Origin of the sequence: Marinomonas sp. 5E14-1 (assembly GCF_039939215.1) — a bacterium.
Classification (GTDB): Bacteria; Pseudomonadota; Gammaproteobacteria; order Pseudomonadales; family Marinomonadaceae; genus Marinomonas.
The window spans coordinates 39,766-66,098 of sequence record NZ_JBDXMW010000015.1 but is presented as its reverse complement, the minus strand read 5'-3'; the positions used below and the strand labels follow the sequence as shown (position 1 = coordinate 66,098).

At 42.2% G+C, this 26,333-nt stretch carries 28 protein-coding genes and 4 tRNA genes; 13 read left to right on the top strand and 19 right to left on the bottom strand.

Annotated elements, in window-relative coordinates; genetic code table 11:
* Positions 1 to 6 precede the first annotated feature (6 nt).
* A tRNA-Leu gene (locus ABFY09_RS13190) sits at positions 7 to 91 on the top strand.
* Positions 92 to 155: 64 nt separating this feature from the next.
* On the opposite strand, the gene ABFY09_RS13185 is transcribed toward ABFY09_RS13190, so the two are convergent.
* The 10 genes from ABFY09_RS13185 to ABFY09_RS13140 form a co-directional block, all read right to left on the bottom strand.
* Positions 156 to 584 carry an acyl-CoA thioesterase gene (locus tag ABFY09_RS13185; RefSeq protein ID WP_347984775.1) on the bottom strand — a complete coding sequence of 143 codons (429 nt, stop codon included), beginning with the start codon at positions 582 to 584 and terminating at the stop codon, positions 156 to 158.
* Positions 585 to 790: 206 nt separating this feature from the next.
* Complete coding sequence (locus ABFY09_RS13180) at positions 791 to 1,741, bottom strand: DUF4862 family protein (protein ID WP_347984774.1); 951 nt, start codon at positions 1,739 to 1,741, stop codon at positions 791 to 793.
* Positions 1,742 to 1,936: 195 nt separating this feature from the next.
* A tRNA-Leu gene (locus ABFY09_RS13175) sits at positions 1,937 to 2,022 on the bottom strand.
* A 12-nt stretch (positions 2,023 to 2,034) separates the two neighbouring features.
* A tRNA-Cys gene (locus ABFY09_RS13170) sits at positions 2,035 to 2,108 on the bottom strand.
* A 20-nt stretch (positions 2,109 to 2,128) separates the two neighbouring features.
* Positions 2,129 to 2,203, bottom strand: a tRNA-Gly gene (locus tag ABFY09_RS13165).
* Between the two features lie 96 nt (positions 2,204 to 2,299).
* The gene (pgsA, locus tag ABFY09_RS13160; RefSeq protein WP_347984773.1) at positions 2,300 to 2,860 is read right to left on the bottom strand and encodes a CDP-diacylglycerol--glycerol-3-phosphate 3-phosphatidyltransferase; all 561 of its coding nucleotides are present in this window, start codon (positions 2,858 to 2,860) and stop codon (positions 2,300 to 2,302) included.
* Between the two features lie 44 nt (positions 2,861 to 2,904).
* On the bottom strand, positions 2,905 to 4,728 hold the full coding sequence (gene uvrC, locus ABFY09_RS13155; protein WP_347984772.1) for an excinuclease ABC subunit UvrC: 1,824 nt from the start codon (positions 4,726 to 4,728) through the stop codon (positions 2,905 to 2,907).
* Between the two features lie 18 nt (positions 4,729 to 4,746).
* Positions 4,747 to 5,388: a response regulator gene (locus tag ABFY09_RS13150; protein ID WP_347984771.1), complete on the bottom strand. Its 642-nt coding sequence runs from the start codon at positions 5,386 to 5,388 to the stop codon at positions 4,747 to 4,749.
* 26 nt (positions 5,389 to 5,414) lie between these two features.
* Positions 5,415 to 6,065 (bottom strand): hypothetical protein, encoded by a 651-nt coding sequence (locus tag ABFY09_RS13145; RefSeq protein ID WP_347984770.1) that lies wholly within the window; start codon positions 6,063 to 6,065, stop codon positions 5,415 to 5,417.
* Positions 6,066 to 6,135: 70 nt separating this feature from the next.
* Positions 6,136 to 6,999 (bottom strand): DnaT-like ssDNA-binding domain-containing protein, encoded by an 864-nt coding sequence (locus tag ABFY09_RS13140; RefSeq protein WP_347984769.1) that lies wholly within the window; start codon positions 6,997 to 6,999, stop codon positions 6,136 to 6,138.
* A 269-nt stretch (positions 7,000 to 7,268) separates the two neighbouring features.
* Between ABFY09_RS13140 and ABFY09_RS13135 the strand changes: the two genes are divergently transcribed.
* The 5 genes from ABFY09_RS13135 to ABFY09_RS13115 all read left to right on the top strand — a co-directional run bounded on the left by ABFY09_RS13135 (position 7,269) and on the right by ABFY09_RS13115 (position 9,455).
* On the top strand, positions 7,269 to 7,925 hold the full coding sequence (locus ABFY09_RS13135) for a Bax inhibitor-1/YccA family protein (protein ID WP_347984768.1): 657 nt from the start codon (positions 7,269 to 7,271) through the stop codon (positions 7,923 to 7,925).
* A 106-nt stretch (positions 7,926 to 8,031) separates the two neighbouring features.
* Positions 8,032 to 8,424 (top strand): sulfurtransferase complex subunit TusD, encoded by a 393-nt coding sequence (gene tusD, locus ABFY09_RS13130; protein WP_347984767.1) that lies wholly within the window; start codon positions 8,032 to 8,034, stop codon positions 8,422 to 8,424.
* Between the two features lie 4 nt (positions 8,425 to 8,428).
* On the top strand, positions 8,429 to 8,788 hold the full coding sequence (locus tag ABFY09_RS13125; RefSeq protein ID WP_347984766.1) for a DsrE family protein: 360 nt from the start codon (positions 8,429 to 8,431) through the stop codon (positions 8,786 to 8,788).
* A 2-nt stretch (positions 8,789 to 8,790) separates the two neighbouring features.
* Positions 8,791 to 9,078, top strand: coding sequence for a DsrH/TusB family sulfur metabolism protein (locus ABFY09_RS13120; RefSeq protein ID WP_347984765.1), 288 nt, complete (start codon positions 8,791 to 8,793; stop codon positions 9,076 to 9,078).
* Between the two features lie 56 nt (positions 9,079 to 9,134).
* Positions 9,135 to 9,455 carry a TusE/DsrC/DsvC family sulfur relay protein gene (locus tag ABFY09_RS13115; protein ID WP_347984764.1) on the top strand — a complete coding sequence of 107 codons (321 nt, stop codon included), beginning with the start codon at positions 9,135 to 9,137 and terminating at the stop codon, positions 9,453 to 9,455.
* 19 nt (positions 9,456 to 9,474) lie between these two features.
* Here ABFY09_RS13115 and cobA read toward each other — a convergent pair whose 3' ends face one another.
* From cobA to ABFY09_RS13080, 7 genes are all read right to left on the bottom strand, one after another.
* A complete protein-coding gene (gene cobA, locus ABFY09_RS13110; RefSeq protein WP_347984763.1) occupies positions 9,475 to 10,218 on the bottom strand; it encodes a uroporphyrinogen-III C-methyltransferase in 744 nt (247 codons plus the stop codon).
* A 74-nt stretch (positions 10,219 to 10,292) separates the two neighbouring features.
* The gene (serS, locus tag ABFY09_RS13105) at positions 10,293 to 11,594 is read right to left on the bottom strand and encodes a serine--tRNA ligase (protein ID WP_347984762.1); all 1,302 of its coding nucleotides are present in this window, start codon (positions 11,592 to 11,594) and stop codon (positions 10,293 to 10,295) included.
* An 89-nt stretch (positions 11,595 to 11,683) separates the two neighbouring features.
* Entirely contained in the window at positions 11,684 to 12,055 is a 372-nt protein-coding gene (gene crcB, locus ABFY09_RS13100; protein ID WP_347984761.1) for a fluoride efflux transporter CrcB, read from the bottom strand.
* Between the two features lie 41 nt (positions 12,056 to 12,096).
* The gene (locus ABFY09_RS13095; protein WP_347984760.1) at positions 12,097 to 13,428 is read right to left on the bottom strand and encodes a replication-associated recombination protein A; all 1,332 of its coding nucleotides are present in this window, start codon (positions 13,426 to 13,428) and stop codon (positions 12,097 to 12,099) included.
* A complete protein-coding gene (gene lolA, locus ABFY09_RS13090) occupies positions 13,428 to 14,057 on the bottom strand; it encodes an outer membrane lipoprotein chaperone LolA (RefSeq protein ID WP_347984759.1) in 630 nt (209 codons plus the stop codon). Before lolA ends, ABFY09_RS13095 begins: the two co-directional genes overlap by 1 nt.
* Positions 14,058 to 14,101: 44 nt before the next feature.
* A complete protein-coding gene (locus tag ABFY09_RS13085; protein ID WP_347984758.1) occupies positions 14,102 to 16,861 on the bottom strand; it encodes a DNA translocase FtsK 4TM domain-containing protein in 2,760 nt (919 codons plus the stop codon).
* 152 nt (positions 16,862 to 17,013) lie between these two features.
* The gene (locus ABFY09_RS13080; protein ID WP_347984757.1) at positions 17,014 to 17,862 is read right to left on the bottom strand and encodes a hypothetical protein; all 849 of its coding nucleotides are present in this window, start codon (positions 17,860 to 17,862) and stop codon (positions 17,014 to 17,016) included.
* Positions 17,863 to 18,392: 530 nt separating this feature from the next.
* On the opposite strand from ABFY09_RS13080, the gene aat reads away from it, so the two are divergent.
* Both aat and infA read left to right on the top strand, forming a co-directional pair.
* Positions 18,393 to 19,136, top strand: a complete 744-nt coding sequence (gene aat / locus ABFY09_RS13075; RefSeq protein WP_347984756.1) for a leucyl/phenylalanyl-tRNA--protein transferase — start codon at positions 18,393 to 18,395, stop codon at positions 19,134 to 19,136.
* 225 nt (positions 19,137 to 19,361) lie between these two features.
* Positions 19,362 to 19,580 carry a translation initiation factor IF-1 gene (gene infA / locus ABFY09_RS13070; protein WP_148831492.1) on the top strand — a complete coding sequence of 73 codons (219 nt, stop codon included), beginning with the start codon at positions 19,362 to 19,364 and terminating at the stop codon, positions 19,578 to 19,580.
* Positions 19,581 to 19,694: 114 nt separating this feature from the next.
* Here infA and clpA read toward each other — a convergent pair whose 3' ends face one another.
* Both clpA and clpS read right to left on the bottom strand, forming a co-directional pair.
* Positions 19,695 to 21,947 (bottom strand): ATP-dependent Clp protease ATP-binding subunit ClpA, encoded by a 2,253-nt coding sequence (gene clpA, locus ABFY09_RS13065; protein WP_347984755.1) that lies wholly within the window; start codon positions 21,945 to 21,947, stop codon positions 19,695 to 19,697.
* A 20-nt stretch (positions 21,948 to 21,967) separates the two neighbouring features.
* Positions 21,968 to 22,318 (bottom strand): ATP-dependent Clp protease adapter ClpS, encoded by a 351-nt coding sequence (gene clpS, locus ABFY09_RS13060; RefSeq protein WP_347984754.1) that lies wholly within the window; start codon positions 22,316 to 22,318, stop codon positions 21,968 to 21,970.
* A 244-nt stretch (positions 22,319 to 22,562) separates the two neighbouring features.
* Between clpS and ABFY09_RS13055 the strand changes: the two genes are divergently transcribed.
* The 5 genes from ABFY09_RS13055 to hflD all read left to right on the top strand — a co-directional run bounded on the left by ABFY09_RS13055 (position 22,563) and on the right by hflD (position 26,134).
* Positions 22,563 to 22,811 (top strand): cold shock domain-containing protein, encoded by a 249-nt coding sequence (locus ABFY09_RS13055; protein ID WP_347984753.1) that lies wholly within the window; start codon positions 22,563 to 22,565, stop codon positions 22,809 to 22,811.
* Between the two features lie 150 nt (positions 22,812 to 22,961).
* Complete coding sequence (locus tag ABFY09_RS13050; RefSeq protein WP_347984752.1) at positions 22,962 to 23,687, top strand: pseudouridine synthase; 726 nt, start codon at positions 22,962 to 22,964, stop codon at positions 23,685 to 23,687.
* Positions 23,623 to 24,033: an NUDIX domain-containing protein gene (locus ABFY09_RS13045; protein WP_347984751.1), complete on the top strand. Its 411-nt coding sequence runs from the start codon at positions 23,623 to 23,625 to the stop codon at positions 24,031 to 24,033. The genes ABFY09_RS13050 and ABFY09_RS13045 overlap by 65 nt, the downstream gene beginning before the upstream one ends.
* Positions 24,034 to 24,370: 337 nt before the next feature.
* Complete coding sequence (gene mnmA / locus ABFY09_RS13040; RefSeq protein ID WP_347984750.1) at positions 24,371 to 25,492, top strand: tRNA 2-thiouridine(34) synthase MnmA; 1,122 nt, start codon at positions 24,371 to 24,373, stop codon at positions 25,490 to 25,492.
* A gap of 12 nt (positions 25,493 to 25,504) precedes the next feature.
* A complete protein-coding gene (hflD, locus tag ABFY09_RS13035; RefSeq protein ID WP_347984749.1) occupies positions 25,505 to 26,134 on the top strand; it encodes a high frequency lysogenization protein HflD in 630 nt (209 codons plus the stop codon).
* Positions 26,135 to 26,333: the final 199 nt, after the last annotated feature.

The following is a 26,333-nucleotide window of genomic DNA, read 5'->3' as shown; positions in this document are numbered from 1 at the left end:
TTCAAGGCCAGTGTGGTGGAATTGGTAGACACGACGGATTCAAAATCCGTTGCCGAAAGGCGTGGCGGTTCGAGTCCGCCTACTGGTACCAACATTAAAAAAGCGATTACATTTGTAATCGCTTTTTTTGTGCTAAAAACGGTTAGCTCAAGAAACTAGTCATCAAAACCTTGGTTTACGTAATCTGGCAAATCTTCTTCTTTTGGAATCGGTGTTGACTTGCCGTTGTCATCAATCGCCACAAACTTGAACATACCTTCAGTCACTTTTTCACGGTGTCCAATTCGCCCACGTCTAACCCAAGCTTCCACTAGAATATTCATAGAGGTTCGGCCAACGGATTCAACTCTTGTATAAACCCCTAAGATATCCCCAACCTTAACAGGGCGAATAAAACTCATCCCATCCAAGGCTACCGTCACAACACGGGACTGAGCACGCTGCCCTGCACATATCCCTGCGGCAATATCCATCTGAGACACAACCCAACCACCAAAAATGTCGCCAGCTGGGTTTGTATCACCCGGCATCGCTACTGTTCTTGTCGTAAGACGACCTTTTGCCTGTCCTTGCACCTCTGACATAACACCTCACAACCAAACGTTTAACAGAATCTGATGACAAGATACTATCACAAGAAGGCAAAATATCTCGTCAAACTTAACTATTAACCTTTTAAAGCAAAAACTATTTACCAAACAGATATAAAAAAGGTAAAAACAAACGCTTGTCTGTTTTTACCTTAACATTCCAGGCTCTTAAGGCCTAAATTTGAACAACTAAACTGCTTTTAGCTTTCGAAGTAACGCGTCAGCATACTTAGTGCATCACGGTTAATTCTAACTCGTGTATCTGTATCGGTAGAACTAGGACGAATGCCCAATTTAATACCTATAATTGCATCGCTGTCTTTCGCGAAACCACTTGAAGACAAACAATCATGTATAACTTGCTCAGTCATCAAAGAAGTAGGTTCTATTGGTGCTGGCGGCATGTGAGTGTCTTTCCAAACGCCGTATTCGGACTCTCGATGTGAAGCTCCAGAGAACATAATACCTTCTAACAAGTCAGCTTTTTTCACCGCTTCAATATGTTCTAATGCTTGCTCTGCACGCTGAGTTTCTAACGCAGATCGCCCCCAGTTAATGACAATACCAAGTGGCGTTTTCGTCTGTTCGTTTAAAGCTTTTAAAACCTTAATTTCATCTTCTAAGCTCAAGAAACCTTTCGCTGGTGCATGATCTTCATTTGGTGCGTCACAATGCTCAATCAGAAGCTGAGCGCCTTGCCAATCCCACTCTAACAAGGTATTCAAAGACTTCTCTAATGCCTGAGCCGAGCCTGATGCTTTAGTACGATTTGGAGCCGTTTGCAGAAAGATCCCTTTTACTGACTGACGACCTGTAGACTGATTTAACTTAGCAATCGCATCTCGGGCTTGAGCGCAAAACTCAATAGCTTGCTGACGGCCTTCTTCATCATCTGAAGCCAAACCAAAATTTGGATTCTTACTCAACGCTCCCATTACACCTGGAATACAAGTAAAAACGAAACTCCAATTTGGATCAATATTCTCTAAAAACCATGCATCATCGTGACCGTGTAAATTACCCACAAAAGGATGCTCTAACCCTTTAATAGAACCTAAAGACTTCAACTGTGAATAATACTCACCTTCTTTCTCTGCATCCCAACCACTCACATTCGGTGAACTTGCATAAGCGCCAACATAAAACTTCACGATACTTCTTCCTTTCATGGATTAAACCGACAACGAATTTCTAGTCACTATAGCATAGAGAAAAATGCGATTTATAAACAAAAGTGTCTATAGGGTTTATATGAATAAGATAAATGAGAAAAATAAAAGAGGCTGAGATTTGAACGAGATGAGGTGTATTTAAGAAAGTGCAGGCATAAAAAAAGGCACCATAAATGGTGCCCGGGACCGGAATCGAACCGGTACGCCTATTAAGCGCAAGATTTTAAGTCTTGTGTGTCTACCAATTTCACCACCCGGGCAATTCTGATTTATGGAGGCCGGAGTCGGAATCGAACCGGCGTTCACGGAGTTGCAGTCCGCTGCATGACCACTCTGCCATCCGGCCTCTATCAGAAATCTGTTTTTTGGAGCGGGAAACGAGGCTCGAACTCGCGACCCCAACCTTGGCAAGGTTGTGCTCTACCACTGAGCTATTCCCGCGTCTCAAAAGACGGTGCCTATTCTATGTATTTAAGCTTTCACGTCAAGGAAAAAATCCAAATAAATAGCTAACTTAGCGTTTTTTTTACTGTCTGTTTATTTTTTATTCGACTCTTGAGACCTAAGCTCAGGCCAAGCGGCTTTTAAATAAACATACATAGACCATAAGGTTAGCAAAGCTGCCGCAATCAAAACCGCTTCACCAACATGAGCCAAAGCAGTATCAGGCCGACTGCCTAATAAGATGAATATAGCCAGCATTTGCATAGCGGTTTTAAGCTTACCTATGTAAGACACTGCCACGCTGGCGCGCTTACCCATTTCAGCCATCCATTCCCGTAATGCTGAAATGACAATTTCTCGACCGATAATTACAGCACTGGCGAGTGTTAATAATGGATTTGCATAACTTGCGACTAATAAGACAAGCGCAATGGCCACCATAATTTTATCAGCCACAGGATCAAAGAAAGCACCAAAAGGCGTTGTTTGATTAAGCTTCCGCGCTAAATAACCATCTAACCAATCCGTGACAGCAGCAAGAGCAAAAATAACAGCGCAAGCATGATAGCGACCTTCCCAAGGTAGGTAATAAATCACCACCAAAACGGGGATCATAAAAATACGTACAGAGGTCAATATATTCGGTATGTTCATTTTATTCCTAATTCTTAGGCAAAAATTTCTATCTTTCGACAAGCTTAACTTTTATGAAGGTAAAGATAAATTTCTTCTGCCTTTTTCACGCCAATTCCTTTTACTTTAGAAATGTCTTCTTGGCTTGCCGACAGTAGCTCTTGATAACCACCAAAAGCAGTAAGCAATTCTTTACGGCGACTAGGGCCAATGCCCGGTATTTCTTCTAAGACAGAATGGCGGCGTTTCTTATCTCGTCTACGTCTGTGAGTTTTGATAGCAAATCGATGAGCTTCGTCACGAATATGCTGAATCAAATGCAATGCGGCTGAATCTGGAGGCAAGACAACCTCATCTTCTTTAGAGCCAATATACAAGGTTTCTAAACCGGGTTTACGCGTATCGCCTTTTGCAACGCCCAATAAGAAGATATCCACCAAACCCAATTCTCTTAACACTTCTTCCGCTTGAGTGAGCTGCCCCTTGCCGCCATCTATTAATAAAACGTCTGGCGGATCAAGTTCGCCACTTTTGACACGCTTATAGCGCCTAGTCAAAGCCTGCTTCATAGCACCGTAATCATCACCACCTTCGACACCTTCAATATTAAAAGAGCGGTAACGCTTTTTATCTGGGCCATCAGGGCCAAAGACAACACAAGAAGCCACTGTAGCTTCCCCACTCGAATGGCTAATATCAAAACATTCCATGTGACTCGGCGGCTCAACAAAACCTAACAATTTCTGCAAGGCTGTGACTCGACTGAAATGATTGCGTTTATCAGACAAACGCGCCTGCAAACCTTGCTCAGCATTAAGTTTTGCAAGATCCAGCCAACGAGCTCGCTGGCCTCGTACATTGCTAAGCACTTCAATTTTCTTTTGTGTCGTCTCAAAAATCCCATCCACTAAGGCTTCACCATCATCCAACTCATGGCTGACAATTAATGTCTTGGGAAGCTCCTGAATACCACCAAGATAGAACTGCGCAACAAAGGAAGACAGCAACTCACCTTCTGATATTTCGATAGGCATTTTGGGGTAATGGCTTTTACTGCCAACCACTTTACCGTTTCGCACCATCATTACATGAACGCACAAACCACCAGGTTTAATAATAGACGCAATAACATCCGCGTCACCTGTTTGCCCATAAACATGCTGCTGCTCTTGAATGTGCTTCAATTGAATAATCTGATCACGCAACTCTGCCGCTCGTTCAAATTCCATATCTGCCGCTGCCAAACTCATTTGTGTTGTCAGCTCTGACGTCAACTCTTGGTCTTTGCCCTGTAAAAACATGCGAGCATGGCGCACATCTGATTCGTATTCTTCGTCGCTAATAAGTCCAACACACGGTCCAGAGCAACGTTTAATCTGATATTGCAAACAAGGTCGTGAGCGGTTTGCGTAGGTCGAGTCTTCACATTGGCGCACTTTGAATACCTTTTGCATGGTGTTCAAGCTTTCTTTTACTGCGCTACCACTGGGAAACGGACCAAATAAAGTCCCTTGATCTGTTTTGTCGCCGCGACGAAACAGCAATGCAGGATGTTGATGATTCGATAAGAGAATATAAGGATAGGATTTGTCGTCCCGCAACAAAATATTGTATGGCGGACGATGCTGTTTAATCAGTGTTTGTTCAAGCAATAAAGCTTCTGTTTCGCTTTTGGTGACAGCAATTTCAATGGTGTAAATTCGGCTCACCAAAGCCATGGTTTTGGTCGTTAGACCTGTCACTCGAAAATAGCTCGCCACACGATTTTTTAAGTTTTTAGCTTTGCCTACATACAACAACACGCCTTTACTATCGTACATGCGGTAAACGCCAGGACGAGTCGTTAAGTTGCTAACAAAATGTTTTGGATCAAATCCTGAATGGCTCAAACAAACCTCGTTTTTTGCCTAACCCATACCAAGCACATTGTAACGAACCGCCAAACGGATCAATTCAACGTCGCTTTCTATGTTCAATTTAGTAAAGATTCGCGTACGATAAGTGCTCACTGTTTTCGGGCTGACATTTAGGAGGTCGGCAATTTCATTCGATTTTTTGCAATCAACGATCATCTGAGCGACTTGCAGCTCACGGTCTGACAACTGCCCTAATGGCGACCCCTGCCCATCAATAGAAAACTTAGACAAAGCCATTTTCTGAGCAATACTTTTGGAAATGTAGTGTTCGCCTTTCGCAACAACATCAATAGCTTCTAGCAATTCAAGCGTGTTAGTGCCTTTTGTCAGATAACCCGATGCACCCGCTTCTAATAATTTTACTGGATAAATATTGTCGTCTAATGCAGATAAAGCAATGATTTTGGTTTTAGGTAAAAGGCGCTTTATTTCTTTTGTCGCTCCCAAACCACCAATGCCCGGCATGTGAACATCCATCAATACTATGTCTGGTTTTAACTCCCTTGATTGCGCAATCGCTTCCTCACCACAGAGTGCAACACCAACAACTTCAACGCTATTCACATCTTGCAATACGCGACTAATACCATGGCTGACCATGTCATGATCATCTACTATCAACACTTTTAACATAACCACCTCACCAATGTATTACAGCCTTATGTGGGAAGTTCGCCTTTATATCCCATTTCCAATAGCTTTTTCTGGCTCACTTCGCGATAACGTAATCGCACACCAGAGCCAAAGGTTTTTTGCGTGTAATAAAGCAACGGAGCGATTTCATCTTCTTCAACAGACAAATCTTGAGCAATTTTGGTAATTAAGTCCTTCACACCTAATGTATGTTTGTCTTCGATCATGACAACTTTTGGAATCACCAAACGCTCGCCAGCAATGACTTTATCTACAATTTTTAAATAACTTTGTTCAAACAGAGGCCAAGAAACGCGTTCTTCTTCTGATTTTAACTTGTACCAACCAGCTTCCGAACCCGCAAAAAACACCGCTGGATGACTCCATTTATAGGTCAATGGATCAATTCGACAGGCACAAGCCTCAAGGTAAGCAGAGCGAGGGTCAGATAATCCGTAAGCTTTATAAGCCGTGCTGATCAGTTTTAAAAACTCTGAAATCGTCGGCGGCCACGCATACACTTCTTTTGTGCGTTCCACCGCATAAGCCAACAAAGGCTCTTGAAAACCTTTTAGAGCAATGGCCCATTCGCGCTTAGCCAATTTCACTTCATCAGAGTTACTGTAAGCCGAGGCAAATTTATGAGTATAAATTGCTTTAAATCGAGCGAACAGCATATTCACTAGAACACGTGTTTGCTGCTCCGCCTCACTTGGTCCCGAGTCACGGCTACTCCCCGCGCCTGGCTCACCAGTCTGTGTCGTGTATGTTTGTGAGGGCGTCGCTAACTTGTTCTCGAGAGGTTTTAGTAAATGTTGAATTGCCTGAGGTTCCTTCATATGAAGACCGATCCGATTGTTTATATTGCCACTGACGTTTTACGTATTTAAAAAATTCACTGTTCCAGGTTCTAACGTTTTTACGCTGTTCTTTAATTCTTAGCAAAAATTCTGCTTGTAATGACGAAGCAAATTCTCGTGTAATACCCGCTTGGGTAATTTGCTCAAAGGTTGCTTCTTCTGGTTGCCATTGATCTGGCTGACGGGCGCGCTCTTTTTGCTCCAAGTACAAATCAAAATCTGTCACTCCTCGGCGATCATTCGCTACAGGTGGAGAAGAGGACGCATTGTATCGTCTGTCTATCTGAGCTCGTTTTTCAGCTGGCTGTTTGAAAGTTTGTTTTGTAGGGTAGCTTTTCGATTGCGGCGTAAATTCTTCTTTTTTTTCACGAGACGCTTTGTGCAATCGGTCCATTTTATCCATTAAAGGGTCTGTATCAGATGCTTGGCTTACACCCACTTTATTTGATGCTGTATGACTTAGCACCTCTTGCGCATTGCCACTCGCAGCAGGCAAATGGATTTCCAGTACGTTATCTTGACGATGAAAAGAGAGCAATTGACTCAGCTGCAAGTTTGCCAAGATTCGCATTAATATTGGGGTTGTCCAAAAAGGCAGTTGAACACTCAACTGAGCAATTTCAATACGCAAGACATGAGCATTCGCAAAATACGCCTGTTGATTCAAGAAGGTCAGTAATACGGTTTCTTCCAACCCGATTTGAGCCGCCATTGAAAAAGATATGGGTAGTGAATAGTCGTTGTCCAACATAAATCTCGCTTCTTACATTTAGTTCGACAGTCTACCAAAAGCCATTCTTATAAGCACGACAACCTTCACCGACATTCACAAAAAACAACACTCTAAAAATAGGTTACATTCCATTTTCATGGTTGTCTCGAAAAACTGTCATCTAAATAGCCTTATTGCGTATTTCTTTGCTTTTATTCCTCATGAAAGGGCGTTCTTACTTGAACTTTGGAACTTTCAGCCGCATATTACGTCTTAGAATAAGATTTATATCTAGAGGAGTAATACTCATGCGTTATACAGACACTCTTACGGCGCCATCGTCAGAAGTGGTAAACAAAACACTTCGTAATACTTATGGTTTGTTGTCTCTTACTTTGCTTTTCAGTGCATTCACTGCAGGCTTAAGTATGATGATGAACTTCGCTCACATGAACATCTTTGTTTTGCTAATTGGTTTTTATGGTTTGCTGTTCTTAACCCATAAATTTAAAAACAGCCCTTTTGGTATTCTTTGTGTATTTGCGTTAACTGGCTTTATGGGACTGACTCTTGGACCTATTTTAAGCGCTTACATGCAACTCCCTGGCGGCGGCGGCTTAATCATGAGCGCGTTAGGTATCACAGGTCTTTCATTCTTAGGTCTATCTGGTTATGCACTGGTTTCTAAGAAAGACTTCAGTTTCCTTAACGGCTTTTTAACCGTTGGCTTCTTTGTGCTTTTGTTCGCGATGGTCGCGGGCTTCTTTGTACAAATGCCAGCATTACAAATCTTCATCTCTGCAGGTTTTGCCCTGTTCTCAGGTGCCGTGATCTTGCTTCAAACCAGCCAAATTGTACGTGGCGGCGAGACAAATTACATCCTTGCTACTGTGAACTTGTATGTTTCTTTGTACAACATGTTCCTAAGCATCTTGTCTTTACTTGGTATGGCGAACGACGACTAATTTGTCTTCTCTACCAATTGCAAAAAAGGCCGCTGACTGCGGCCTTTTTTATGTGTAAACTGCTCCGAACCGAACCCTGTATTTTTGTTTTAGTATGAGAGATTCCATGCAACACACCTTGCTTATCACTGGCTCGCCTTACCAAAGCAAAGCTTGTCATACGGCACTTCGCTTTGTAAAAACCGCACTCACATTGCAGCCAGACAGCATCAAAGGTGTATTTTTTTATGAAGACGCAGTTTTGATTGGTAACCAATTAAACCAACCGCCAAGAGACGAAATTAATCTCACTAAAGCGTGGCAATCGGTGGCTCAGGAGTACAATATACCACTCTACTTATGCATCGCAGCGGCGGTGCGTCGTGGTGTAGTGAGTGAAGACGAAAGCCGTCGTTATGAGCTCACACACCATTCATTAGCTGAGCATTTTCAGTTAGAAGGCTTAGGGACATTAGTGGACCTAATGAATACCACAAATAAAATCATTCAGTTTAGGTAGGCTAATGAAAAAGACTCTCATTCACTTAAGCAGCAGCCCTTATTCTAATTTATCATGTAAAGAAGGCTTGGATCTGGCGCTGGTTCTCGCCACATTCGAACAAGAAGTGGATATTTTCTTGTCTGGCGCAGCTCTTTCTCTGCTTAATACTGCTCAAACTCCCACAGCTGAACAAGGTAAAAACCTGCACAAGTTATTAGCCGGTTTGGAATTTTACGACATTGAAAACCTCTATGTTCACGCCAGCAACCTAGAAGCCGCAAAACAAGCCAATGGCGACAATCTGTGGCAAGGCACTAAACCGCTCAATCAAACAGAATGGCACGCTTTGTTTTCAAATTACCAACAGGTTTTTCGGTTTTAATTATGACGCTTCATCAAATTAATCAATTATCTTATCCAACAGAATTAGAAAGTATCTGGCAGAATGGCTTAAAAAAAGGCGATCAGTTATTACTCATTGAAGAAGGCATTTTACGCCTCAGCCAAGATCACAGTCAGCTAAAATCACTAATCGAAACGAAAGGCATTGAGCTTCTGTATTTACAAAGCGATGCTGTCGCCTACGGTTTAACACCGAGTTTAGGTAACATACTATCCGACGAAGAATGGGTACAAACGACGTTTTCCGCTAACGCCATTATTAGTTGGTAACTTCGCCAGACAAAATAAAGAAAGAGAAAGAGAAAGAGAAAGAGAAAGAGAAAGAAATGACAGAAAACAAAACACAGCTAGATGAAGAAGGCTATTTGCTAGACTTAAATGATTGGTCGCCAGAACTAGCAAACCAGCTAGCACAAGAATTGGAATTAGAATTGACTGAAGCTCACTGGGAAATCATTCATCTATTACGCGATTTCTACCATGAGTTTGAAGTGTCTCCAGCGATGCGACCTTTAGTAAAAGCCGTTAGCAAAAAGCTTGGAGCCGAAAAAGGCCGAAGCATTTATCTAATGACTCTTTTTCCTGGCAGCCCGCCAAAGCTTGCAGCAAAAATCGCAGGATTGCCAAAACCTGCGAATTGCTTGTAACTAAGCCAATGTTATCGACTTAGTATTTACCGTACCATTCAAGCTTATCCTGCAATGTCACTACTTCACCGATGATGAGCAATGCTGGCGATTTGGCTTCGTTTTTCATGGCAACGTCATAAGCTGTATTTATTGTGGAGGTAAAGACTCGCTGCTCTTTGGTTGTCCCCTTCTCAACGATCGCCACAGGCATTGACGGTTTCATACCAAACTTCATTAAAGATTCACTAATCTCTTTTAGGCCAGTCAACCCCATATAAATAACCAAAGTTTGTGCCGGGTGAACCAATTCATCCCAAGGCAAATCTGTCGTGCCGTCTTTTAAATGTCCAGTCAAAAAGCGTACCGATTGAGCATAGTCTCGATGCGTTAATGGAATCCCTGCATACGCCGCACAACCTGCAGCAGCAGTAACACCTGGAACCACTTCAAAAGGCACACCTTCCTCAATCAGTTCTTCTAACTCTTCCCCGCCTCGCCCAAAGATAAATGGGTCGCCGCCTTTTAGACGCACCACCATATTGCCTTCTTTCGCCTTAGAAGCCAGAAGAGTATTAATTTCGTCTTGAGGAAGACTGTGTAGAGATTTGGCCTTTCCTACATACATTTTCTCAGCGGTGTCTGGAATCAGCTCTATGATTTCTTTTCCCACTAACCGATCATACAAAACCACATCTGCTTGGGTTAATAGGCGATGCGCTTTTAATGTTAGTAACTCAGGATCGCCCGGCCCTGCACCAATTAAATAGACCTTGCCCGTCATAATATTTTCTGCCCACTACTGTCTATAGATAATAAAAAAGCCTCGATAGAGGCCTTTTTATTTAAAACAACGACTTATGCTTTTTTCAAAACCGTTTTACCACCCATATAAGGCACTAAAACATCAGGAACGGTCACGCTGCCATCTGTATTTTGGTAGTTTTCCAATACCGCCACTAAAGTACGACCTATAGCCAAGCCTGAACCATTCAGCGTATGCGCTAATTCTGGACGCCCTGTTTCAGGATTACGCCAACGAGCCTGCATACGACGCGCTTGAAAGTCGCCCATGTTAGAACAAGATGAAATTTCACGATATTTCGCCTGACCTGGTAACCAAACTTCAATGTCATAGGTTTTGTGTGCAGAGAAACCAAGGTCGCCACCACATAAAATAACCGTACGATAAGGTAAATTAAGCTTTTGCAAAATAGCTTCCGCATGACCAACCAATTCTTCCAGAACCTCTTCAGAGCGATCTGGGCGACAAACATGTACCAACTCTACTTTCTCGAATTGGTGCTGACGAATCATGCCGCGCGTATCACGACCATAACTGCCCGCTTCACTTCGGAAACAAGGTGTATGAGCAACAAATTTCTTATGCAAATCAGCGTCGTTTAAAATTTCATCACGCACTAGGTTTGTTACTGGGACTTCCGCCGTTGGAATCAGATAAAGGTCATTATTACCGCTTTCTTTATCCACTGGAACTTTAAACAAATCTGCTTCAAATTTTGGTAACTGCCCTGTGCCCTTAAGCGAGTGAGCATTTACCAAGTACGGTACATATACTTCACTATAGCCATGGAAATCCACATGTACATTAACCATATACTGAGTTAACGCGCGATGTAAGCGAGCAAGATCAGAGTGCATGACAGCAAAGCGTGAACCCGTCACCTTTACTGCGGCTTCAAAATCTAACATCTCCATCGCTTCACCAAGATCAACATGATCTTTTGGCTCAAACTCAAAAGTCTTTGGTTGTCCCCAACGGCGCACTTCAACATTATCGTCTTCAGTTTTACCTTCTGGCACAGACTCGTGAGGCAAATTTGGAATGCCTTCAAGCAAAGCATCCATTGCGATTTGAATCTCTGTTAGTTTCTCTTTTGCAGCGTTTAAATCATCACCCAAGGTTGCTGTTTCTATTTTTAATTCGGCCGCTTTGTCTTTGTCACCAGACTTCATCGCCAAACCGATGTGTTTGGATACCGAATTACGGATTTGTTGCAGCTGTTCAGTTTCAATTTGAATGCCTTTACGACGCTCTTCTAAGGAAGAAAAAGTCGCCACATCCAACTCGTAACCTTTCTTTTTAAGTTGAGCCGCTATGGCTTCTGGGTCAGCGCGTAATGCTTTAATGTCTAACATCTCTGCAACAATATCCTTTAACAATGAAATAAAAAATGCGACGGCCTGAACGGCAAATTTGCCCTTTAAAACACGTCATAAAAACGAATTTAGAAAAATCGAGTGACTGCCATTCCCACAGCAAGACCAACAACACCTAAAACGCAGCTCAATAATAAATAGCTTATGGCACTTAGCCAAGCCTGAGCGTTAATAAGTGTGACAATTTCTAACGAAAAGGTCGAAAAAGTTGTAAATGCGCCCAGAAAACCCACCATAACAAGAGGACGATAAGGTTCAAGTGATGACATTTTCTCTGTTACCACCACAAAAGCCACGCCCATTAGAATACAACCAAGCACATTAATAAGCATGGTGGCGATAGGAAAGGAATACTGCCAAGAATGATTGACCCATTTGGTAACACCAAAACGGCTCAGCGCCCCGAGCGCACCACCCAAAGCAATCATAAAATACATCATAGGTTTTTCCGTGACTGTTTCTGAGAGATCTTATTTGAATATTAGTAACGCTTTAGAGAACTAACTTCATCCAGCTCAGCCAACCATGACAGCTTATCTTGGATTTTTTTCTCTAAACCACGATCTGTTGGCTGATAATAACGCATTTCCGCCAATTCTTCTGGCATATAACGCTCGCCTGCTGCATAAGCATGCTCTTCATTATGTGCATAACGATAATCTTCGCCATGCCCCATATTCTTCGCTAATGATGTTGGCGCATTGCGCAGGTGGTTCGGCACATCATAACTTGGCTGAGACGCCACATCAGACATCACTTGATTAAAGGCCTGATAAACAGCATTACTTTTCGGCGCACTCGCCATATACACTGCCGCTTGTGCTATTGCACGATTCCCCTCACCAGGACCGACACGCTCAAATATATCCCACGCGTTAAGCCCGACTTGTAAGGCTCGCGGATCTGCATTACCAATATCTTCTGAGGCAATGGCCAATAAACGCCTCACGATATACAAAGGATCACAACCGCCATCCAACATACGTGCCATCCAGTATAAAGCACCGTCTGGTGAAGAGCCTCGAACGGATTTATGAAAGGCGGAGATTTGATCATAGAAAACGTCGCCTTTTCGATCAAAGCGTCTAACGCTTCCGCCCAGCACATCTTCCAACTGTTCTTGAGAGACTTCTGTCTTTGGCTCCACAAGATCGGACAGAATTTCTAAAAAATTCAAACCTCTGCGAATGTCTCCGTCTGCTGCATGCGCTAACACAGAAAGAAAATACTCTGAAATTTCAAAAGCGTATGAAGCAATGCCCTTTTCATGGTCTTTCAAGGCTTTCTCTAGAACCGATTGAACATCTTCTGCGGTGGGCGTTTTTAAGCGATATACGCGGGCACGAGACAACAAGGCAGAGTTCAGTTCAAACGCAGGATTTTCAGTCGTGGCACCAATGAATAAAAAAGTGCCATCTTCGATAAAAGGCAGAAAGGCATCTTGCTGGGATTTATTAAAACGATGAACTTCATCAACAAAAAGCACGGTTTGCGTTCCGTTCATCATGCGCAACTGCTTTGCTTGATCCACTGCGGCACGAATCTCTTTTACACCAGACATGACCGCAGATATTTCAATAAATTGCGCGTCTAGTGCATGAGACAAAAGCTGAGCAAACGTGGTTTTTCCTACTCCAGGCGGCCCCCAAAGTATAAAAGAATGACAATGACCTGTTTCTACCATTCGACGTAATGGCTTTCCCGGGCCAACCAAATGCGACTGACCAATATACTCTTCCAATGTCGAAGGTCGCATCCTTGCCGCTAGTGGCTGATAAGCCCTTGATGGTATATCCGAGAAAAGATCTTTCATTACTGACCTTCCACAATCACATCCACATGATCAGGAAGATCTAACACGAAGTTTTCTTTCGCGACACCTTCATGTTGCTCGACGTTTTGAAACTCCATCACAGTCGTTTGTCCTAAAGCATCCACAATACTCATGGAGGTAATCACCTCATTCTTAAAAGATAAAGTAAGAGTTTGAAACAAATCCTGTTCTTTTTTAGGCTCTAAACGAAACTTTTCCGGTCCCATTGTCGTCACACTGTAGCTAGGTAAAACCTCTTCGGCTGGCTGGCCAAGTAACGCTGCAGGAGAGTTACTAATAGAGGTCGCAAGAGGCTTAATCGTTGCCTGCTCTAAATCCACATCCCACACAGTAATGGTTGCACCATCCGATACAATTCTCTGTGCAAAAGGTGAAATACTGTCCCAAACAAACTGATTTGGCTTAGCTAATAAGAAAACACCTTTACTCACTTGAAGCTCGTGGCCTTTTTCATCGTACGTTACCTGACGAAATTGCCCTTCAATGTCACGACTCCCTTCCAGCAAATGCTCGATTCTACTTTCAACACTGTCTTCGGCTTGCACTGTTACCGCTTGAAAGCCAAATAAAATACTAAATACACATACAGCAACTAATTTATTGATCAAACTACCTCTCCAAACACTTCCAGTAAAACAGGAAGGTAAAATAATTATTCTGGAATCAAAATATCTCGCTGACCATTAGTGCCCATTGGCCCAACTAAGCCAGCCGCTTCCATTGCTTCCACCAAGTTGGCCGCTCTGTTGTACCCTATTTTGAGACGGCGTTGAATAGAGGAAATAGAAGCTTTACGCGTTTCAATAACAATTTTCACGGCTTCGTCATAAAGTGCATCCTTGTCTTCACTGTCACCACCAGACATTAAGTCTTCTGGGTTCACCACAACGTCTTCAATGTACTCTGGCTCACCTCTTTGCTTCCATTCTTCCACAACCGCATGCACTTCTTCATCAGAAACAAAAGCACCATGAACACGGATCGGCGTTGGCAGACCCGCTGGAAGATATAACATATCCCCCATTCCTAAGAGCTGATCTGCACCACCTTGATCCAAGATGGTACGAGAGTCGATTTTTGATGATACTTGAAACGCCATACGCGTCGGAATATTGGCTTTAATCAAGCCAGTAATAACGTCCACAGAAGGTCGCTGTGTCGCCAAGATCAAATGAATACCGGCGGCACGAGCTTTTTGGGCAATACGTGCAATCAACTCTTCCACTTTTTTGCCGACTATCATCATCATGTCTGCAAACTCGTCGACAACAATCACAATGTAAGGAAGAGGCTCTAGGTGCGGTACGGTACGCGCCACACCGTCTTCAGAGAACATCGCCATTTCAGGCTGCCATAAAGGATCTTCAATTGGCTTACCCGCTTCAATAGCGTCACGTACTTTTTTGTTATAGCCTGCAATATTACGCACACCCAACTTGGACATCAGCTTATAACGACGCTCCATTTCATCCACAGACCAGCGCAAACCATTCGCAGCATCCTTCATATCAGTAATAACTGGCGTCAACAAATGTGGAATGCCTTCATAAATAGAAAGTTCAAGCATCTTAGGGTCAACCATGATCATACGCACTTCGTCTGGTGTCGATTTCAGCAACATACTGAGAATCATCGCATTCACACCAACCGATTTACCAGAACCTGTTGTACCTGCAACCAAGACATGAGGCATTTTCGCTAAGTCGACAACAACTGGCTCACCCGAAATATCATGCCCTAAAGACAAGGTTAACGGCGAAGATGAGTGATCATATCCGTCGCAGTTAATTACTTCGGAAAAGTACACTGTGTCGCGAACTTGATTTGGAATTTCTATACCGATTGTGGATTTCCCAGCGATAACTTCCACAACACGAACACTCATGACACTTAAAGAACGCGCAAGGTCTTTCGCTAAATTGGTAATACGAGACACCTTAACACCTGGTGCTGGTTGTATCTCAAAGCGTGTAATGACGGGGCCTGGGTTCACTTCTACCACTTCTGCCTTGACGCCAAAGTCTTGCAGACGTTGTTCAAGAAGTTCAGACAAGGCCAACAACTCATCTTCAGTGTAGCCACCTTTTTTCGGTTTAGGCTTAGTTAATACTTCTCGGCTTGGCAACGAATAGGCTTTTTGATCAGACTTACTTTCAACATCGTTGGAAGAAGGCCCGCCAAGTGAATCCAACTGCCTAGCTTCAGACAAAGTACGAAAAGCTGGCTTATGCGCAGCAGGAGCCGAAGGCGCAGCAGAACCTGAAGGCGCCGCCTCGTCACCGAACAAAGCCGCATCCGCTTGCTCTGTTGTAATAGTCGCTGATTCCGACTCTGTAGCTTTGGGTTCTATTTCATCTGATTTCGCATCTGGCGTTGCGCCTGAATGGTCTGCATTAGAATCAGACCATGACTCTTCAATATACAGAGTGTCGCCAAAGTTGATGTCTGGCTCGTCAAACGACAAACTGTCTAAACTGCCAAAGTCTGGCTCTTCATGAACGACAGACTTTTTCTCTGTTGTTTCATTTTTAGATTTTGAAGGTTTAGCTCTTGAAAACAAAGAAGATAGTCGAAATTTAGACGCTTCAATTTCTTCTTGCTCAACGGCCAACTGCTCTGATGTATTAAGCTCTAACTGAGCTTCCTCAACTTGAGAACCTAACAAGACATCATCATTATCTTGCACTTTAATATCTGCCTTTTGTTTTCTTCTTTTTCGCAAAATAGCCGGCTCTTCAACCTCTTCAGAATCAAGAAATATGTCAGCAACACCTGATTCTTTATTAGCTTTCACTTCTTGACGATTAAGGTGCTTTTCACGAAAAAACAGTCCAAACCTAAAAAGAGTTTCTCCTAAGCGATCCATTAAACTCAGCCAATGTAGCTGAGATAATAAGGTAAAGGCCAAAACCACTAAAGCTAAGCTAACCAGCGTTGCGCCATCATAACCAATAAAGCCATATAACAATTTACCTAAACCTAAACCTAAAACCCCTCCTGCACCATACTGAAGGGTCGAGTCTCCCATTGTGTGCAAAAAGCACAGTACAGAACCAAAAGATAAATACAAAATACTGCCCAACGTACAGAGCAAGGCATTATTAATAGGGAGAAGGGAGTGTGGATTGCGCCATAAAATAATGGCAACCCAAAAAAACAAAGGAGGCAGGGAGTAAAATAAAGATCCAAAAAAGCCAGACATTAAATCAGCAATCGTCGCACCAATTGGCCCCATGGAGTTTTGGATCGCTTGGCCGTTGCCAGAATAAAACCAGCCGGCATCGTTTGGGTTATAGGTGTAAGTTGCTAACCCCAAAAAAAATAAACACAAGAGCGCTGCAATAAACGCCGCTTGTTTAGCAAACATATTCCATATTGGTGAGTGTCCAGACTCACTCGCTTTTTCTGACAAAACACGCCTTCCTATTTTATGCTAACCCGAAAAAATACATACTCTAAAAAAAACAGAGTGACAATTTCGTCAAGCTTACCATAAAAAAAGCCAACCCAAAGGGCTGGCTTTCGCTTTTACACTAAGTAAACATTTCTAATAATAGAAAGATCTTAGAACGATGCTTCTACACCAACATTTGTTGAGTCAACATCATTAAGAGCGCCACGGTAGCCGTTTACATAGTAAGTCAAGTCACCTACAGCGTATTGAGCGATAAAGTAAGAACCACTCTGCTCTGCTTCTAAATCACTTACGACTTCAATTGCGAAAGATAATGCTTCAGTAGCTGCAAAAGTAGCGGTAGTAGTTAAACGCTCAATATCTGTCTCACCTTCAGCACCAGATGCACCAACACCATAGTCAAGAGAAAGTGTAAGTGGGCCAGCAGTCGTTGCAACACCAACGTTAACTGAGTTTGCATCACCAACAGAACCACCAGAAATACCTACTTTAAAGCTGTCAAAGCTAGTTACATATGAAGCAGCAACACCGATATCAGAATCTTCAGTATCAGTAGAATCTGTTGCTTCTACAGCAACAGTAAATTCAGGAGTAACTTTGTAGCGAACACCTGCATCATCAGTGTCACCAGTAGTTGTCAGATCTACACCACCAAACTGCTCATCAAGAGCACCCATGAAAGCGCCTGTTGAAACAGAACCATCAAAGCGACCAAAAGAAACAGCGCCTTGTTTTACGTAAATTTTTTCAAGGCCGATATCAACGTTTTCATCATCTTGTGTACCAGCGATTTCAAGCTCAGCGTAAACAACACCAGTGTCAACTGCTAGCTCGATTTCACTAAGATCAGTACCGTCAACAGTATCAGCTTTATCAGTTGTAGTGTACTCAATACCCGCTGTACCAGAAAAAACAGCTTCAGCAGCCATAGTAGTAGTAGAAACAGCAGCTGCAACAGCAGATACTGCAAATACAGAAGCAAGTTTAATAGCTTTCATTCAAGATTCCCCTTTATATTATATTATGTGGCCTTGTAGACCGATTTGATAAGTTTCTGTCAACCTAAGAAACGTTGTTAAATCAACGACTCATGTATCTTAAAACCAATCAGTTTCACTTTTGTGACAAATGCCAAAAAAGCTAGTTATTCTGCAGTTCCTAATGTAGTAACTCTAAGGTCACTTCAAATTTCAGTTTAGGACTGTATCGATTAAAACCAAGTTTCAAGGTACTGGTCAAGCGTTCCTTGCGCTTTTTTTCTTTTTTTTTTCATTTTATGCTCCCTTCTGATCGAAAAACACTCAATAAAAGTAAAAAAAAGTCATTCCCTTGATTTATTCCTACACAATCACGAGAATCCATCTTGATAATGTGTCAATTTATTGCAAGCTCAGCACCTTTTCTTGCTTAATTGATATATCGGAATATAAATAAATATCTTTAGTTTTTTTGTATAATTTTCCTGAGTTTTTATTTCACCTAAAAAAACACGTCATTGATCCCAAACTAGCTTTAGGAACCCACTTCAGTGCAAGCACCTTCAGAAGATAATCAACCAGAACTAATATTGCTAACTGAATCGCCTTACGACACACCACTTCCACATAAGGCATTACAAGATCCAGAGGGGTTATCTGCTATAGGTGGTGATTTATCGTCAACACGCTTAATACACCTTTACAGTAAAGGCTTTTTTCCTTGGTTCAGCGACCCAGATCCTATTTTGTGGTGGCACCCTGAACAAAGGTGCGTACTTACTCCTAAACAATTCCATTTTTCGAAATCCTTAAAAAAGGCGGTTAAAAAAGGCAACTGGCAATTTTCTGTTAATAAAGCCTTTGAAACCGTAATTGGTCACTGCTCTTCTTTACGGGCAGATAAGGAAGGAACCTGGATATCAGAAGACATAAAAACCGCTTATTCTGAACTTCACCACCTTGGTTATGCCCATTCTATTGAAATATGGCAGGACAACACATTGGTAGGCGGATTTTACGGCGTCGCAATAGGAAGAGTATTTTTCGGTGAATCAATGTTCTCACTTGCACCGAATGCATCAAAAATTGCTTTAAGAACCTTCTGTGAGCTAGCTCAGAAATGCGACATTGAATTAATAGACTGCCAAGTTGAATCTGAACATCTGCTATCTCTTGGCGCTAAATTAATGCCAAGAAAGAATTTTGTAGAAATTTTACAGCAGCTTACACCCAACACTCATACCAATTCAGAGCTTATAACGCTTGGTCAAAAAACAGAGAAATGGACAATTTAACCAGAAAAGAGACAAGAAAACCCAACAACTAAGTTTGCCTTACGATGCTTTTTTAGGCAAAATATGCTCGATCAAAATTCAGACGTCGCTAAATTAAACTTTATGATTAGTAAATTTAGCGCTCAATTGGATAAGAAAAACATGAATTTCTTTTCCTGTAGACCTTCGAGTAATCCATGGTCGGCGTCTACTAAATATACAAGTTAACACCATAGGACACATATTGTGGCAAAAGAAGAAGGTTTAGAAATGGAAGGCACTATCATTGATACGTTGCCTAACACCATGTTCCGTGTCGAACTAGAAAACGGACACGTTGTAATTGCTCATATTTCTGGAAAAATGCGTAAAAACTACATCCGTATTTTGACTGGCGATAAAGTAAAAGTTGAGTTAACACCTTACGATCTTACGAAAGGCCGTATCGTTTACCGAGCTCGTTAATTTAGTAGTTACGCTAAACCAGCAGCAAACATCTAAATTGAAAACATAAAAAAACCGGACATTTCATCTTACTGAATTGTCCGGTTTTTTTATGTTCAGCGGTGATATTATTACTTAATGAACCACAGCTTCTTTTATTACTTCGAATTTCAGCTCATCACTTTTCTCATCCAGCGACACTTTAACATGACCGCCATCATGTAAATCACCGAATAAGATTTGATCTGCTAATGGTTTTTTCAAATGCTCTTGAATCACTCGAGCCATTGGACGAGCGCCCATCTGGCGATCGTAACCCTTATTAGCCAACCATCCCCTTGCTGTGTCAGATACTTCCAGCATAACGCCTTTAGGATCTAACTGAACCTGCAACTCAACCAAGAACTTATCCACCACACTAAAGATAATACGCTCATCAAGTTGCTGGAATTGAATCACAGCATCAAGGCGATTTCTAAACTCTGGTGTAAAGGTACGATTGATCACCTCCATACCATCAGTTGAATTATCCTGATTTGAGAAACCAATCGAGCGACGAGCTAACTCCTCTGCTCCAGCGTTGGACGTCATTACCAAGATCACATTACGAAAATCCGCCTTACGACCATTGTTATCCGTCAAGGTACCGTGATCCATAACCTGCAGCAGCAAATTAAAGACTTCGGGATGTGCTTTTTCTATTTCATCAAGTAAAACGACACTGTGAGGATTCTTAGTCACAGCCTCGGTTAACAAGCCGCCTTGATCAAAACCAACATAACCTGGTGGCGCACCAATCAAACGAGATACCGCGTGGCGCTCCATATATTCAGACATATCAAAACGAATCAACTCCAAGCCTAACTGCTTAGCAAGCTGTTTCGTCACTTCTGTTTTACCAACACCTGTCGGCCCAGCCATTAAAAAAGAGCCTATGGGTTTTTGCTCTGCTTTTAAGCCTGCACGAGACAGTTTGATCGCAGCAGAAAGGGAATCGATAGCGTCATCTTGACCAAACACTACCATTTTCAGATTGCGCTCAAGATTGGACAGAACTTTTCGGTCATCAGAATTAACCGCTCGAACTGGCACTCTGGCGATCTTAGAAACGATATCTTCAATCTCTTGAACCGTGATAACTGACTTACGAACGTCCTCTGGCTGTAGGCGCTGATAAGCTCCTGCTTCATCAACCACATCAATCGCTTTGTCTGGCATATGACGATCTGTCACGTAACGCTGAGCAAGCTCTGCTGCCGCTAATAAGGCCGGCTCTTCATATTTGATTTGATGATGCTCTTCAAACGCACCAATGATGCCTTTTAAAATCTGATAAGTATCATCAACACTTGGCTCATTCACATCAATTTTCTGGAAGCGACGAGCCAAGGCGTGATCTTTTTCAAATACACCTCGAAACTCTTGGAAAGTCGTCGAACCAATACAGCGCAAGCCACCGGAGCTCAGCACAGGTTTCAATAAATTAGAAGCATCCATTACGCCACCTGATGCCGCGCCAGCACCAATAATGGTGTGAATCTCATCAATAAACAAAATGGCATTGGGCATTTTTTTCAATTCACCCAACAACTGCTTTAAGCGCTTCTCGAAATCACCGCGGTATTTTGTACCTGCCAATAAAGCACCAAGATCCAAGGAGTAAACCACGCCATCAGAGATCACATCCGGCACTTGCCCATCAATAATGCGCTTAGCCAAACCTTCAGCGATGGCCGTTTTACCTACTCCAGACTCACCTACCAACAATGGATTATTCTTACGACGACGAGAAAGTGTTTGTATTACTCGTTCTACTTCGTATTCACGACCAATCAATTTGTCGATTCTTCCAGCTTTCGCTTCTTCGTTAAGGTTAGTTGCAAACTTTTGCAAAGGCGCTGTATTAGTATCTTCTGCGTCTTCATCTTGCTCGGCTTCTTGGGAAGCATCGCCTGTTTTAGAAATACCGTGAGCAACGTAATTCACCACATCAATACGTGCCACGCCGTGACGTTTTAGCAAGTAAACTGTTTGACTTTCTTGCTCGCTGAAAATCGCCACCAGCACATTGGCGCCCGTCACTTCTCGTTTACCAGACGACTGCACATGAAAAACAGCACGCTGTAAAACACGTTGAAAACCAAGCGTTGGCTGCACTTCACGCTCTTCGTCGTCTTCAGGAATTAAGGGTGTTGTACTGTTTACAAAATCTTCCAATTCCTTACTTAGAACATCTAAGTTTACACCGCACGCTTGAAGGACGCTTGAGGCAGCGTCGTTATTGATCAGAGCTAATAGTAAATGCTCTACCGTCATGAATTCATGGCGTTTGTCACGCGCCGCTTTAAAAGCTGTGTTTAGGGTTTGCTCTAGTTCTTTATCTAACATTGCTATTCCCTCACTCTGAATCAGTCGACTTTTTCCAAGTCACACATTAAAGGGTGCTCATTCTGTTCCACAAATTGCTGTACCATTGCTACTTTCGTTTCTGCTATATCAAAAGGATAAACACCGCAAACGCCTTTTCCTTTTTGATGCACTTCTAACATTACCTGATTAGCCTTCTCCCCATCCATCGAAAAAAAACGCTGTAGAACAAATACGACAAAATCCATTGGCGTATAATCATCGTTAAATAATACCACCTGATACATGGAAGGTGGTTTTAACTCTGTTTCCTCTGGAGCAATCGCAATATTCGTGTTGCCACGTTGCTCGTCATCTTCTGATACTAATCTAATTTGTTGATTTACAATCATCCCATGCCTCTGAGGCTAAAATTCTTCACGTAATACGTCAAATTTGACTCATTACTGCTTATACGTCGTATTTTGTATTACAGACTACCACTTAGATTTTACAAATTCCAAAAGGACTTCTACCTTCATTATTGGGACTATCATATGTTCAATCAATCTTTATGAGTGAAATTCTCATATTAATAGCTCAAATTAATAGAAATTAAACGCTTTACAGCGATTAGAGTGGATAAGGAGTGACTCAATGCATCAAGGCTCAGTGAAGTGGTTTAACAATGCTAAAGGCTATGGCTTTATCGTATCGGAAGATTTTAATGAAGATTTATTCATTCATTATTCAGCGATCAATGTAGAAGGCTATAAAACTTTAAAAGCAGGCCAAACAGTTACCTTTAGCGTTGAACCTGGAGAACGAGGCTTACACGCCATAGCAATTAATCCGGTGATCAGCCTAACAGAGGAGCCTTCCACACAAAGCAGCCAACCGGCATAAAAATACTACTGTAAACAAATAGCCTCATCGCTATCCAAACTCGAATTTGTTACCTTACCCTTCCAACACGAAGGGTAAGGTGTCTTAGTTTGGTATTTTGATATCAGCAACACCTAATTAAACGAACACACTTGATCGTAGCTTATACGCATGTCTTCCAATCTAATCTTGCTTAATAAACCTTTTAAAGTTCTTAGCCAGTTCTCACAAGAAGGTGATAAAGAAACACTAGCCACCTATATAAAAGCGCCTAATTTTTATCCTGCTGGGCGTTTGGATTATGACTCTGAAGGATTATTGTTACTCGCTAACCAAGGAGCACTCCAACACCTTATTGCTTCTCCGACTTTTAAAATGCCCAAAACATACTGGGTGCAAGTGGAAGGAGATATATCTGACGAGGCACTTAATCAACTAAGGCAAGGTGTCGAGCTCAAAGATGGTTTAACTAAACCAGCTCAAGCAGAGCATATAGCAGAACCTAAAATCTGGCCGAGAACACCACCAGTCAGACACAGAGAAAGCATTCCGACTAGTTGGATTGCACTGCAAATTCATGAGGGAAGAAACCGCCAAGTACGCCGTATGACAGCCGCCGTCGGCTTCCCCACTTTACGTTTAATACGCTATGCTATTGGGCCTTACACGTTAGATAATATCGCCGTTGGTGAGTGGCAATACATAGAACCAACTGCAAAACTTACTCAACAGGTAATTGAATTTGAACAACAAAGAAAGAGAAAGACTACCTCATCTCACCGTCGCCGCCCTAGTCAAACAAGACATTCAAAATCAACCAACAAAATATCTAATGGTGAAAGAGTGGCAAGACAAACAACTGGTACTCAACCAACCCGCCGGTCACATAGAAAATAATGAAAGTGCAATAGAGGCGGTTGTAAGAGAAACGTTAGAAGAATCTGGCTGGAGAGTGAAACCTATCGGTTTGCTTGGTTTATACAGTTTTACACCATTTGAAGGAGCCGATACCTATCATCGACTTTGCTTCATTTGCGAACCAATAGAAGAAGCAAACAAAACACTTGATCCAGACATAGACTCTAGTCATTGGCTAACACAAGATGAAATTATGACTTTGCCTCATCGTAGCCCATTAATTAAAGCATGCATTGAAGATTCACTTCGCAACCCCATATTACCTTTATCCTTTATCTCTGATGAGTTTCTTAGACCTATCCATAAAGAGAAAGTGATACAATAATGGCAATTACATTTATCTGAGGCCTAGGGAAGGTGCGATTAAGTCTTCTAAACTTCAGTCTTATCAGAGAAACCGTCTATCAAGGCAAGAGTGAGCAGGAATGTTAATACCTTTCAATCACTCTTAACACAGAGAGGCTGTTTCTCTGAAAGACGCGGAGGGCGTGGGCTAAACTCTTTTTATTCTTTGTTAAGCTTCTTGACAATATGTTCAATATTGGACTGCGAAGCTTGCCTCGAATAATAAAGATTTATCCACACGCTGAAGCAAGTGGACTTGTTCGTACCTTCCCCAGCCTCTTCGTTTTACCAAACCGTCTTATGAGTAACCATTGGTCATGAAAGAAAGCAGTGCTGCAAAGAACGTAAATAATACACAAAAAGTCATTGTAGGCATGTCAGGAGGTGTTGATTCCTCTGTATCTGCCTTGATTCTGATGCAGCAGGGTTATCAGGTCGAAGGTTTGTTCATGAAAAACTGGGACGAAGACGACGGCACAGAATATTGTACCGCTAAAGAAGACCTTGCTGATGCCCAAGCGGTATCTGACAAACTTGGCATAAAGCTTCATACAGCAAATTTTGCAGCCGAATATTGGGACAATGTATTCGAGCACTTTTTAGAAGAATACAAAGCCGGCCGAACACCAAATCCTGACATTCTGTGTAACAAAGAAATTAAATTCAAAGCCTTTTTAGAATACGCCTTAGCATTAGGTGCCGATTATATCGCTACCGGTCACTATGTACGCCGTGGTGAAAAAGATGGCGAGCCTCTTTTATTAAAAGGTTTAGATGGCAATAAAGACCAAAGTTATTTCCTTTATGCAGTAGGGAAAAACGAAATAGCCAAAACACTTTTCCCTGTGGGCGAATTGGAAAAACCCGAAGTACGCCGCCTCGCAGAAGAGTTTGGTCTCGTCACGCATAACAAAAAAGACAGCACAGGCATTTGTTTCATTGGAGAACGTCGCTTTAAAGACTTCTTGGAGCAATATCTGCCTGCTCAACCGGGCAACATAGAAACACTTGAAGGTGATGTGATTGCTCGTCACCATGGCTTGATGTATCACACTATCGGCCAGCGTCAGGGGCTGGGCATTGGTGGCTTGGCGAATTACTCTGATGATCCTTGGTACGTGGTAGAAAAAGACCTCAAGCGCAATGTGCTTATTGTTACTCAAGGAGGCCAACATGAATCACTTTATAAAACACATTTAATTGCAGAGAACTTTGATTGGGTTGCACGTCAAACGCCAAGTTTGCCTATGACTTGCACAGCGAAATGTCGCTATCGCCAGCCAGATCAAGAATGTACTGTATATCTGAATGAAAAAGGCCAAATTGAAGTATCTTTTGTTGAACCACAAAGAGCCATTACCCCAGGACAATCCATTGTTTTTTATCAAAATGAATTGTGTTTAGGTGGCGGCATCATCAACATCGCCTTTAATAAATAGAGAACATATCACGTGACTAGCAAAGAAAAAGAACAAACTATTGCACTCTCTGCTGTGTTTCAAGCAGCAGAATTGGTGGCGATTTTAGCTAAGACAGGAAAGGTCGATAATGCCTCTTTACAACCCATGATCGAGAGTATCTTGCTCGTCAACGCACCTTCCACTGAAGATATCTATGGTGGACAGTGGGATTGCCAGAGCAATTTATCACTTGGTCGTAACGTCACTAGAAAAGCATTAAGCAAAGATCGCAGTAGCGTGAACCCTGATACATTGCGATACGCTCTCAGCTTAGTCCACCTTGAAAGCAAGCTCGCTAAAACACCACAAATGCTGTCCACTATTGGCGAAAAGATTTCTCAAATAGAGCAAAAGAAAGCCCATTACGATAGCCTACTTCACGAAAACATCATTGCTGCTATTTCAGGCATGTATCAAGAAACACTAAGCACTTTGCCTTTCCGTATCCAGGTACAAGGCGATAGTCGCTTTTTACAACAGCCACACATTGCTAATCAAGTTCGCACTCTTTTAATGTCTGGTATTCGCGCCGCTATGTTGTGGCGTCAGCTAGGTGGTAAACGCTGGCATTTGATTTTTAAAAGAAAGACACTATTAAAAGCACTAGAATCTCGTAGCTAATCACGTATTTTAGCTAGGCTAGAGAGAACAAATCCATAGGATAACTGAAATCAATTTTGAGTATATCTTAGAGCCAATATCTCTACCTTGGTTTTTTAGGTACTATGTTGAACAAATTTTTAACCTGTGCAAGATTTTATGCACAACCAGTTAAAACCTAGGGAATGGCGGCTAAAAGTCACCTTAGATTCAATGGACT

What these genes read in the sequence shown, in the direction of transcription:
- ABFY09_RS13120 (WP_347984765.1), top strand. Translation starts at nt 8,791, where the DNA reads ATGACGCTTCATCAAATTAATCAATTATCTTATCCAACAGAATTAGAA.
- ABFY09_RS13045 (WP_347984751.1), top strand. Translation starts at nt 23,623, where the DNA reads ATGGTGAAAGAGTGGCAAGACAAACAACTGGTACTCAACCAACCCGCC.
- cobA (WP_347984763.1), bottom strand. Translation starts at nt 10,218, where the DNA reads ATGACGGGCAAGGTCTATTTAATTGGTGCAGGGCCGGGCGATCCTGAG.
- tusD (WP_347984767.1), top strand. Translation starts at nt 8,032, where the DNA reads ATGCAACACACCTTGCTTATCACTGGCTCGCCTTACCAAAGCAAAGCT.
- ABFY09_RS13055 (WP_347984753.1), top strand. Translation starts at nt 22,563, where the DNA reads ATGCATCAAGGCTCAGTGAAGTGGTTTAACAATGCTAAAGGCTATGGC.
- ABFY09_RS13080 (WP_347984757.1), bottom strand. Translation starts at nt 17,862, where the DNA reads ATGAAAGCTATTAAACTTGCTTCTGTATTTGCAGTATCTGCTGTTGCA.
- ABFY09_RS13145 (WP_347984770.1), bottom strand. Translation starts at nt 6,065, where the DNA reads ATGCTGTTCGCTCGATTTAAAGCAATTTATACTCATAAATTTGCCTCG.
- ABFY09_RS13050 (WP_347984752.1), top strand. Translation starts at nt 22,962, where the DNA reads ATGTCTTCCAATCTAATCTTGCTTAATAAACCTTTTAAAGTTCTTAGC.
- mnmA (WP_347984750.1), top strand. Translation starts at nt 24,371, where the DNA reads ATGAAAGAAAGCAGTGCTGCAAAGAACGTAAATAATACACAAAAAGTC.
- ABFY09_RS13185 (WP_347984775.1), bottom strand. Translation starts at nt 584, where the DNA reads ATGTCAGAGGTGCAAGGACAGGCAAAAGGTCGTCTTACGACAAGAACA.
- crcB (WP_347984761.1), bottom strand. Translation starts at nt 12,055, where the DNA reads ATGATGTATTTTATGATTGCTTTGGGTGGTGCGCTCGGGGCGCTGAGC.
- pgsA (WP_347984773.1), bottom strand. Translation starts at nt 2,860, where the DNA reads ATGAACATACCGAATATATTGACCTCTGTACGTATTTTTATGATCCCC.
- ABFY09_RS13150 (WP_347984771.1), bottom strand. Translation starts at nt 5,388, where the DNA reads ATGTTAAAAGTGTTGATAGTAGATGATCATGACATGGTCAGCCATGGT.
- clpA (WP_347984755.1), bottom strand. Translation starts at nt 21,947, where the DNA reads ATGTTAGATAAAGAACTAGAGCAAACCCTAAACACAGCTTTTAAAGCG.
- ABFY09_RS13125 (WP_347984766.1), top strand. Translation starts at nt 8,429, where the DNA reads ATGAAAAAGACTCTCATTCACTTAAGCAGCAGCCCTTATTCTAATTTA.
- ABFY09_RS13115 (WP_347984764.1), top strand. Translation starts at nt 9,135, where the DNA reads ATGACAGAAAACAAAACACAGCTAGATGAAGAAGGCTATTTGCTAGAC.
- ABFY09_RS13095 (WP_347984760.1), bottom strand. Translation starts at nt 13,428, where the DNA reads ATGAAAGATCTTTTCTCGGATATACCATCAAGGGCTTATCAGCCACTA.
- ABFY09_RS13135 (WP_347984768.1), top strand. Translation starts at nt 7,269, where the DNA reads ATGCGTTATACAGACACTCTTACGGCGCCATCGTCAGAAGTGGTAAAC.
- serS (WP_347984762.1), bottom strand. Translation starts at nt 11,594, where the DNA reads ATGTTAGACATTAAAGCATTACGCGCTGACCCAGAAGCCATAGCGGCT.
- clpS (WP_347984754.1), bottom strand. Translation starts at nt 22,318, where the DNA reads ATGATTGTAAATCAACAAATTAGATTAGTATCAGAAGATGACGAGCAA.
- ABFY09_RS13140 (WP_347984769.1), bottom strand. Translation starts at nt 6,999, where the DNA reads ATGTTGGACAACGACTATTCACTACCCATATCTTTTTCAATGGCGGCT.